Below are 8,760 nucleotides of genomic sequence, written 5' to 3' on the forward strand. Positions count from 1 at the left end.
CTTGAAGTTGGGTTCAGTAATTTTAGTTTGATTGAATGGTGGGTCAGTGTCCATACCCGTGGCAACTCAAATTTGTCAGAGGCGATGCATCCATGACCGATCTCCAGAAAAACCTGATTGCCGGCGAATGGCTGGCGGGCGAGAGCGAAATCGAAAACCGCAACCCGTCGGATCTGAGCGATCTGGTTGGCATGTTCGCCCAAGCCAGCGCCGATCAGCTGGAGGCGACTTTGAATCAGGCGCAGGTGGCGCAACGCGAATGGGCTGCTTACGGGCTGGAGCGCAAACAGGCGGTTCTGATGAACATCGGCAACGAGCTGATGGCGCGGGCCGAAGAACTGGGCACGCTCTTGAGCCGCGAAGAAGGCAAGCCGCTGGCCGAGGGTAAGGGCGAAGTTTACCGCGCCGGCCAGTTCTTTACCTATTACGCTGCCGAGTGCCTGCGCCAGATCGGTGAAAACGCCGACTCCGTGCGCCCGGACATCGAAGTGGACGTGCGCCGCGAGGCGGTGGGCGTGGTGGCGATCATTTCGCCCTGGAACTTCCCGACCGCAACGGCTTCGTGGAAAATCGCGCCGGCGCTCTGCTATGGAAATGCCGTGGTGTGGAAGCCTGCCAACATCACTCCTGCATCGGCTGTTGCCCTGACCGAGATCATCGCGCGTCAGGACATCCCCAAGGGTCTGTTCTCGCTGGTGATGGGCTCCGGCCGCTCGATCGGCCAGCGCCTGGTCGAAAGCCCCAAGGTGAACGCCATTTCCTTCACCGGCTCGGTGCCGGTGGGCAAAGGGATTGCCGCTGCTGCCATCCAGAACCTGACCAAGGTGCAGATGGAGATGGGATCGAAGAACGCGCTGGCAGTGATGGATGACGCTGACCTGGATCTGGCCGTCTCCCTGGCGCTGGGGGGTGCCTTTGGCGGGACCGGGCAGAAATGCACCGCTTCCTCCCGGCTCGTGGTTCACGCAGCTGTGCACGATGCCTTTGTTGAGAAACTGGTGGCAGGCGCACAGGCCATGAAAGTGGGCCACGCGCTGGAAGCGGGCGTGCAGATGGGCCCGGTGGTGAGCGAGCAGCAGCTGAACGAAAACCTGGCCTATGTGGACCTCGGCAAGACCGAGGGCGCCGAACTGGCCTGCGGTGGCCAGCGTCTGGAGATGCCGCACGAGGGTTTCTACATGTCGCCGGGCGTGTTCCTGAACACCACCAACGATATGCGCATCAACCGCGAGGAAATGTTTGCGCCGCTGACCAGCGTGATCAAGGTCGGCAGCTATGACGAGGCGCTGGCGGTGGTCAACGACACCAACTTTGGCCTGACCTCGGGCATCGTCACCCAGTCACTGGCCCGCGCCACCCACTTCCGCCGCAACGCGCGCACCGGTGTGGTGACCGTGAACCTGCCGACCGCTGGCACGGACTATCACGTGCCCTTCGGTGGGCGCGGCGACAGCTCTTATGGCCCGCGCGAGCAGGGCAAGGCAGCGGCGGAGTTCTACACCACCGTCAAGACCGCCTACATCAGCGCCGGTAAGCCGGTCTGATGCAAGGGCAGATGAACTTGGTTGCTATCGGCGCGTGCGCCGATGGCTGCGCCCATCCCGCGTAATTGGAGGGATAGAATGACCGGATACCGTATCGACTGCCTGCAATATGCCAACTGGTCGGAAAAGATCTTTCGCCAGCTGCGCGAGGGGGGTGTGGACGCGATCCATGTCACCATTGCCTATCACGAGACCTTCCGCGAGACGGTTCTGAACTTCGAAAAGTGGAACCGCTGGTTCGAGCAGTACCCGGATCTGATCATGAAGGGACAGTGGGCCAGCGACATCGACAAGGCCCGCGAAACCGGGCGCACCGCGGTGTTCTTTGGCTTTCAGAACCCCTCGCCGATAGAGGACGACATCGGGCTGGTCGAGATCCTGCACACGCTCGGCGCCCGTTTCATGCAGCTCACCTACAACAACCAGTCGCTGCTGGCGACCGGCTGTTACGAGGCTGAGGACATGGGGCTGACCCGTATGGGCAAGCAGGTGATCAAGGAGATGAACAGGGTCGGCCTGGTCGTGGACATGAGCCATTCTGCCGACCGCTCCACCATCGAGGCGGCGGAGATGTCCACCCGCCCGATCGCGATCACCCATGCCAATCCGCACGAATGGTCGCCCGCGCTGCGCAACAAGAAGGATGATGTGATCCGCGCAGTGACCGGCCACGGCGGCATGCTGGGCTTTTCGGTCTATCCCCACCACCTCAAGGACAAGTCCGACTGCACCCTGCAAAGTTTCTGCGAGATGATCGCACGCACCGCCGACAAATACGGGGTGGAGCACCTCGGGATCGGCACCGACCTTTGCCAGGATCAGCCCGACAGCATTGTCGAATGGATGCGCGTCGGTCGCTGGACCAAGGAAATCGACTACGGCGAAGGATCAGCCGCCGCGCCGGGTTTCCCGGAGATGCCCAGCTGGTTCAGGGACAATCGTGATTTCGACAACATCCAGAACGGCCTGCGGGCTGTGGGGATGAATGAAGACGAAGTGGCCGGTGTCATGGGGGACAACTGGTATCGCTTCTTTGCGGAGAATTTCGGCCCCAAGACCTGATCTGGGGCGACAGCACACAACAGGGCCGGTGACAGAATGATCCGGTCAGATGGGGAGGTTCAGATGTCTGAGACATCTATCAACACACAACACAGCAGCAAGGGCAGGGGGCTGAACACGCCGCTGTTCCTGTTGTCGGGTGGTTTCATTGCGCTGTTCTGCGCCGCGGCTCTGGTCGATCTGGAAGGTCTTTCTGCGATGGTCGATTGGGGCTTCAATGTCTCTGCGACCTACTTTGGCCTGTACTGGCAGGTTCTGCTGCTCGCGACGTTTCTGATCGGACTTGTTCTTTGCGTCCTGCCCGGTGGCCGCGCCATTCTTGGCGGGCTCAGCGCACCTGAGTTTTCCACCTTTCAGTGGGGTTCCATGATCATGTGCACCTTGCTTGCAGGGGGCGGGGTGTTCTGGGCCGCGGGGGAGCCGATCGCCCATTTTCTTTATTCTCCGCCCTTGTTTGCTGCGCAAGGCGGCAGCGAGGCCGCAGTCACGCCCGCAATCGCGCAGAGCTTCATGCACTGGGGCTTTCTTGCCTGGGCTATCTTGGGGTCGCTGACGACCGTGATGCTGATGCATTACCACTATGAAAAAGGTCTTCCACTGGCCCCGCGGACCCTTCTGTATCCGGTGTTTGGCGACAAGGCGATCAACGGCCCGATTGGTGTGCTAGCAGATGCGTCGTCCATCATCGCAGTGGTTGCTGGCACCGTTGGCCCCATCGGTTTCCTGGGGCTGCAGGTGAGTTATGGATTGTCGGACCTCTTCGGACTTCCGGATGTTTTTGCAACCCAGGCAGTGGTCATCGCGGGGCTCGTGGCGATCTACACCATCTCGGCCATGACGGGTCTGTCCCGTGGCATTCAGCTGTTGTCCAAAGTCAACGTGATCCTGGCCGCTGCGCTTTTGATGTTCGTTCTGCTGGCTGGGCCGACCGGCTTTATCTTTGCCACCTTCTTTGCCGGGTTTGGCGCCTATCTGGGCAGCTTCTTTGAAATGGCGCTTTACCGTGGCGATGCTGGTCTGTTCGGCGAGCCGGGGTGGCTGGGCTGGTGGACCGTGTTCTTCTGGGGCTGGTTCATGGGGTATGGTCCGCTGATGGCCATGTTCATCGCACGGGTGTCGCGGGGGCGGTCGATCCGTCAGATCGTCATCATGCTGTCGGTCATCGCGCCCATCGTGACCAATTTCTGGTTCACCATCATCGGAGGGACCGGCATTGCCATGGAACTGGCCGATCCCGGTACCATTTCGGCAGCGTTTGAAGGCTTCAACCTGCCTGCGGCGCTGCTTGCGATCACCGGAAACCTGCCGATGGGATTTGTGATTTCGATCCTGTTCCTGATCCTGACCACGATCTTTGTGGCCACGACCGGGGATTCGATGAGCTACGTGATTTCCGCTACCATGAGCGAAGGCGACAGCCCAAGCACCGCTGTACGGGTGTTCTGGGGCGTGGCGATGGGCGTGATGGCCGTGATTTTGATCTCTGTCGGATCGGGTGGCGTATCGAAATTGCAGAGCTTCATCGTCGTAACCGCCGTGCCAGTGTCGTTGATCCTGCTGCCGTCGCTTTGGGATGCGCTGCGCATCACCTTGGCGAAAGGCAAAGATAGCTGAGCAATGTGCCGGGTGTCTCTGCACCCGGCGTATCGTCTGCGATGATCGGCTGGCACAGGTCGGCGGGTCATCGTGAAACGTCTAGACAGCAAGGGCAAACTTGAATGAACGAGATCCTATGCCGCGACCCTAATACCGTCATGCGCCTGGCGCGTCTTGGCTCTATGCATCAGTCGCGTTTGTCTTTCATGCGGGTGCTGACGCGCCGTCTGGCGCGCGAGCAGTGGCGATTTGAACAGACCGCGTTTGAAATTGATGAGACAGGGCAGGGCCACGCCGTCTATACCGCGCATGGGCCTGAGCGGTCTTACTCCCTGATTGCATTTGCCCATGATCTTCCGCCTGAAAAACGATCCGACCGGGTGATCGCCGAGGCATGGGATGCCACCTTCACCCTGTTTGATGGCGTGCCGACCGCTGACGATATCGACCGTCTGTCCCGCAATATCCCTGTGCAGGAAGCAGGCCGTGTGAGCGGAAGCGAACTGTCCGTGTCGCGGGCGAACCGGTCGGTTCGTCTGTGGGAACATGTGGTCACGGCCCTGGCATCGGGGGTGCAACCTGATCGCGCGCAGATCGATGCGGTGGGTTATCTGATGCGGACGACGGCGGTCTATGGCTCTGGCAAGCTGGGCGCAGCTGACCGCGAGATGATTGCCGACCGCCCCGAATTTCGCGCGCCTTTCCAGGTTGAAATGCTGTCTGTCTATCTGACCCGGTGGTTTGTGATGGATCTGGTTCAGCATATGGCCAACTGCCGGGCGGCGGCCACAGGCACCACCGCCGCCAAACTGGATATCGAGATCGCAAGGTCCATGGGGATCGGCAATTCCACCGGTCTTGGCATGGCGCCATTTCTGCTGAACCATCCCGTTCTGTTCAACAACTGGGTTGCCGCGCGGGAACGGGCGATCCAGACCGTGCGCAACATCGCCGAGGCAAGCCCCGAGGATGTCAGCCTGTTTCGCGGGTTGGTCGAACGCAGCAAAATCACCATTGCCAAATGGCACTCCGACCATCCCATCCAGATTGAGAAACTGGCGGGGTTGCGCAGTGATGTCGCGAAAACCGACCACTACCTCGAGGCCCATGCCCTGACCGGGATGAACCCTTGGGATGGTCTGTACCGCTGGGCCGAAGACGCGCTGACAGTTGAAGGCCAGGAGTGGATCGCCTCGCTGATGCTGGAGCCCTACGGCGCATTGGTCGATGGTTATGCCGAAGAAATGTCCGCCGACAACACCGCAACCTTCCGGATTTCCGGGGCCATGACCATCGGTGATCTGCGCGGGCTTTTGCACGAGATTTATTCCTGGGCCATCGAAACGGACTGGCAGGCCCCGCAAAACAAGGCACGAGCCTGGTATGTTTCCGAAGAAAAGCTGGAACCGCGTCTGGGTGAACGGTTCGAAGAGCCGATCGAGGAATACGAACAACCCCTCGCACCGGGGCGGGATGCGGCGATGCTCTACCGGGCGCTCGCCCATTGGCCGGACGAGGCGCAAGTGGCAGAGTTTCTGCTGCGCCATCCCGAACACCGCCACGTCCTGCGGCGGGCCCAGATTGTCGGGCGCGCGCCCTACGCTGAAATCCGCGACAACACCATTTCGGACCGGGTGCTACCCATCGACATGTTGCGCTGCAAACTGTCCTTTTTCGGGGCAACACAATTTGACCCCCGGTCTGACCGCTGGGTTCGGATCTGCATGTATGGCAATGCCCCCCTTCCTTTTGAACTGACCTCTGAGAACGCTGAATTCTGGGTCTTTCCCAATCTGCAGGAGACCGCCGCGTGAGCCATTCGCTGAATGAAATCGAAGCCATGAGCAAACGGGCAGCGCGCGGTGCGGGCCTGTCTTGGGGGCTGGCAGAAGAGGCGGCCAAAGGCACACGCTGGCTGTCCTCCTTTGGCTTTCCCGGCACCGAGCTTCTGGCTGAGCTGCTGAACCTGAATGATCGAATTCCCGCCATTGATGTCTCTCCGGTGTCACTGCGGGCGGAGGTCTGGCATGCGCCGGCCCGCCGGATGAGCCCGCTGATTGCGGGCGCCTCTCTCAGCGATTGCGCGGCACGGCTCCTTGAACGTGGCAAGATCACGATGGAGAACGTGAGCCTGCCATTGCTTGCGGTTCCGTTCATGGGTGGTGCGGCCCTGCGCCTGGGTTTGCCGGTCGCTGCCGAGTGGGAGGGGGCGCGCCTGGCCACAGACGGCAAGCGGCTCTGCGTTCAGGCCAGTCCGGAGGCCCTGCGCCTGCGTCAGGCTCCGACGCTGGTGTTTTCCGCACCTGCCGAGATGACGGGCCAGCAGGAACCGCTGTTGCGCGCCGAGGTCTGTGAAGACAGCTGGTCGCAGCTTGAGAAATTTGCCCACCGCACCTTTGCTCCGGCGACGGAAGAAAGCCGCCTCAAAGGTGCCGGTGCAGGTGTAAGCGACAACGACTGAGCCGGGGCAGGCCAGGGCCCTTTGGCCCGAGCTGCCCCTTCCTATCGCATCAAACAGAAAGACTGATATGACCGCGACCGAAACGCTGACCCTCACCGAGATCGAAGATCTCGCTTTCCGTGCGCTGGTGAACGCAGGCACATCCGAGGCCAACGCCCGCCCTCTTGCCGTTGCGACGGCGATGACAGAAGCGGACGGCGTTGCATCCCACGGTCTCGCCTATATCCCGATCTACGCCCAGCATGTGGAATGCGGCAAGGTCGATGGCCAGGCCGTGCCAAAACTGGATACCCCGCGCCCGGCAGTGGTCACCGTTGATGGTGGCACAGGCTTTGCCCACAGCTCGATTGATGCGGGTTTTGAAAAACTGATCCCGCTTGCACGCGAAATGGGCGTGGCGGTTCTGGCGATCAACAACTCTTATAACTGCGGTGTTCTTGGGGTTCACACCCAGCGACTGGCACAGGCAGGATTGCTGGGGATCGGGTTCACCAATGCGCCTGCCTCCATTGCCCCCTCTGGCGGGGCGAAACCGGTCGTGGGGACCAACCCGTTCTCGATTGCCGCTCCCGATGCAGAGGGCAACGCGGCGCTGCTGATCGACCAATCCGCCAGCACCATCGCCAAAAGCGAGGTGATGAAACACGCCCGCGAAGGCAACCCGGTGCCCGAAGGTTGGGTTCTGGATGCAGAGGGCCAGCCAACCACCGACCCCGAGGCCGGGCTCAAGGGCTCCATGGTGCCCTCTGGTGGGTACAAAGGTGTTGGCATCGCGCTTACGGTTGAACTGATGGCCGCGGCCATGACGGGTGCCACGCTTGGCGCGGTTGCCAGCCCATTTTCCGGAACCGCAGGCGGGCCGCCGAAGACTGGCCAATTCTTCATTGCGATAGACCCGCAGGCAACAGCGGGAGGGCTGTTTCAGGAAAAGCTGAGCGAGCTGATCGCGTCTTTCCGGGATCAGGATGGGGCGCGTCTGCCCGGTGACGGCCGCCACCAGGCCCGCATTCGCGCCGCCAGCGACGGGGTTGCCGTCAATGCCGCCCTGCTGGAAAAGGTCCGCGCCCTTCTCTGAACTGGGCATGGCCGGTCAGACGGTACCTTAATGTCACTACCAAAAAGGCCGGGCAATTTGCCCGGCCTTTCGTGTCTTGTGCATGTCGGGACCACTGAAAAAATGCCATTGATGCCAGCGCGCACCTTGTAAGTCATTGTTTTAAAACACCCCAGATCTGCGCAAAACCAACCGGGGCGGCTTTTCTGCCATTTTCCACGGGATTATCTGCCATCGAAAGTTCCAAAAAAATGCCGCCCGAAGGCGGCAATCTGGATGATGCATGCGTTGGCAGGTCAGATTTCCAAAGATTCCGGCAGGTCAGCCCTTTGATACAGAATCGCGCCCAGGGTCTTCGGGGGCTTTGTTGCACAAATGGTGAGATGGATTCACTGTTTGAATCCAGTGGGGTAGCAACGGTGCATGAGCAGTTGGTCCCCTACGAGGTACAAGACCAGGAACTGACCTTCGTACAACACGGCGCTGAAGCAGCGCGGTTCGCTATCAATTTGGTTTGATCCTGAGATGTCGTGGCATGCGCTGCCGACAGGCAAGCGGGGGCGTCAGCCCGAGTTCAGCGATGCAGCGATCCAGATTTGCCTGACGATGAAGGTGTTGTTCGGCATGCCCCTCCGGCAAACCACCGGGTTCGTCGAAAGCCTCCTCCGTCTGGCAGGACTGGACTGGAAAGTCCCGGACTTCAGCACCCTGTGCCGCCGTCAGAAGACACTGAACGTCGCCATCCCGTACCGGGGCGGATCGGGACCGCTCCACCTGCTGATCGATGCCACCGGGATCAAGGCCGAGGGCGAAGGAGAATGGAACGCGCGCAAACATGGCGGATCAAAGAAACGCCTGTGGCGCAAGCTTCATCTCGGTATGGATGAGGAAACACTGGAGATCCGCGCGGTCGGCGTCACGACAAGCAATATCGGCGATGGGCTCTGTTGCACAAATCGGGGTTTGAACGGACTTCCCCTTCCCCAGCCGGACTTATCCTACGGGCTCTGTGATGGGTATGCCAAGGGCCGTGTAGCGATTGA

At 60.7% G+C, this 8,760-nt stretch carries 7 protein-coding genes; all 7 read left to right on the forward strand.

What is annotated here, in order from left to right; translation table 11 throughout:
* Positions 1–92: 92 nt before the first annotated feature.
* Positions 93–1,544, forward strand: a complete 1,452-nt coding sequence (locus tag NIT7645_RS17620) for an aldehyde dehydrogenase family protein (RefSeq protein ID WP_008562168.1) — start codon at positions 93–95, stop codon at positions 1,542–1,544.
* 78 nt (positions 1,545–1,622) lie between these two features.
* Positions 1,623–2,606, forward strand: coding sequence for a membrane dipeptidase (locus NIT7645_RS17625; RefSeq protein WP_050687666.1), 984 nt, complete (start codon positions 1,623–1,625; stop codon positions 2,604–2,606).
* Positions 2,607–2,669: 63 nt separating this feature from the next.
* Positions 2,670–4,220 carry a BCCT family transporter gene (locus tag NIT7645_RS17630; protein ID WP_050687676.1) on the forward strand — a complete coding sequence of 517 codons (1,551 nt, stop codon included), beginning with the start codon at positions 2,670–2,672 and terminating at the stop codon, positions 4,218–4,220.
* Positions 4,221–4,324: 104 nt separating this feature from the next.
* Complete coding sequence (locus tag NIT7645_RS17635) at positions 4,325–6,016, forward strand: hypothetical protein (RefSeq protein WP_050687668.1); 1,692 nt, start codon at positions 4,325–4,327, stop codon at positions 6,014–6,016.
* Positions 6,013–6,663, forward strand: a complete 651-nt coding sequence (locus NIT7645_RS17640) for a DUF3726 domain-containing protein (protein WP_008561580.1) — start codon at positions 6,013–6,015, stop codon at positions 6,661–6,663. Before NIT7645_RS17635 ends, NIT7645_RS17640 begins: the two co-directional genes overlap by 4 nt.
* 67 nt (positions 6,664–6,730) lie before the next feature.
* The gene (locus NIT7645_RS17645; protein WP_008559982.1) at positions 6,731–7,738 is read left to right on the forward strand and encodes an Ldh family oxidoreductase; all 1,008 of its coding nucleotides are present in this window, start codon (positions 6,731–6,733) and stop codon (positions 7,736–7,738) included.
* Between the two features lie 462 nt (positions 7,739–8,200).
* Positions 8,201–8,760, forward strand: a 560-nt coding sequence (locus tag NIT7645_RS17655) for an IS5 family transposase (protein WP_370728922.1), incomplete at its 3' end; no start/stop codon positions are given.

Origin of the sequence: Phaeobacter italicus, assembly GCF_001258055.1 — a bacterium.
In the GTDB taxonomy this organism is placed as follows: Bacteria; Pseudomonadota; Alphaproteobacteria; order Rhodobacterales; family Rhodobacteraceae; genus Phaeobacter; species Phaeobacter italicus.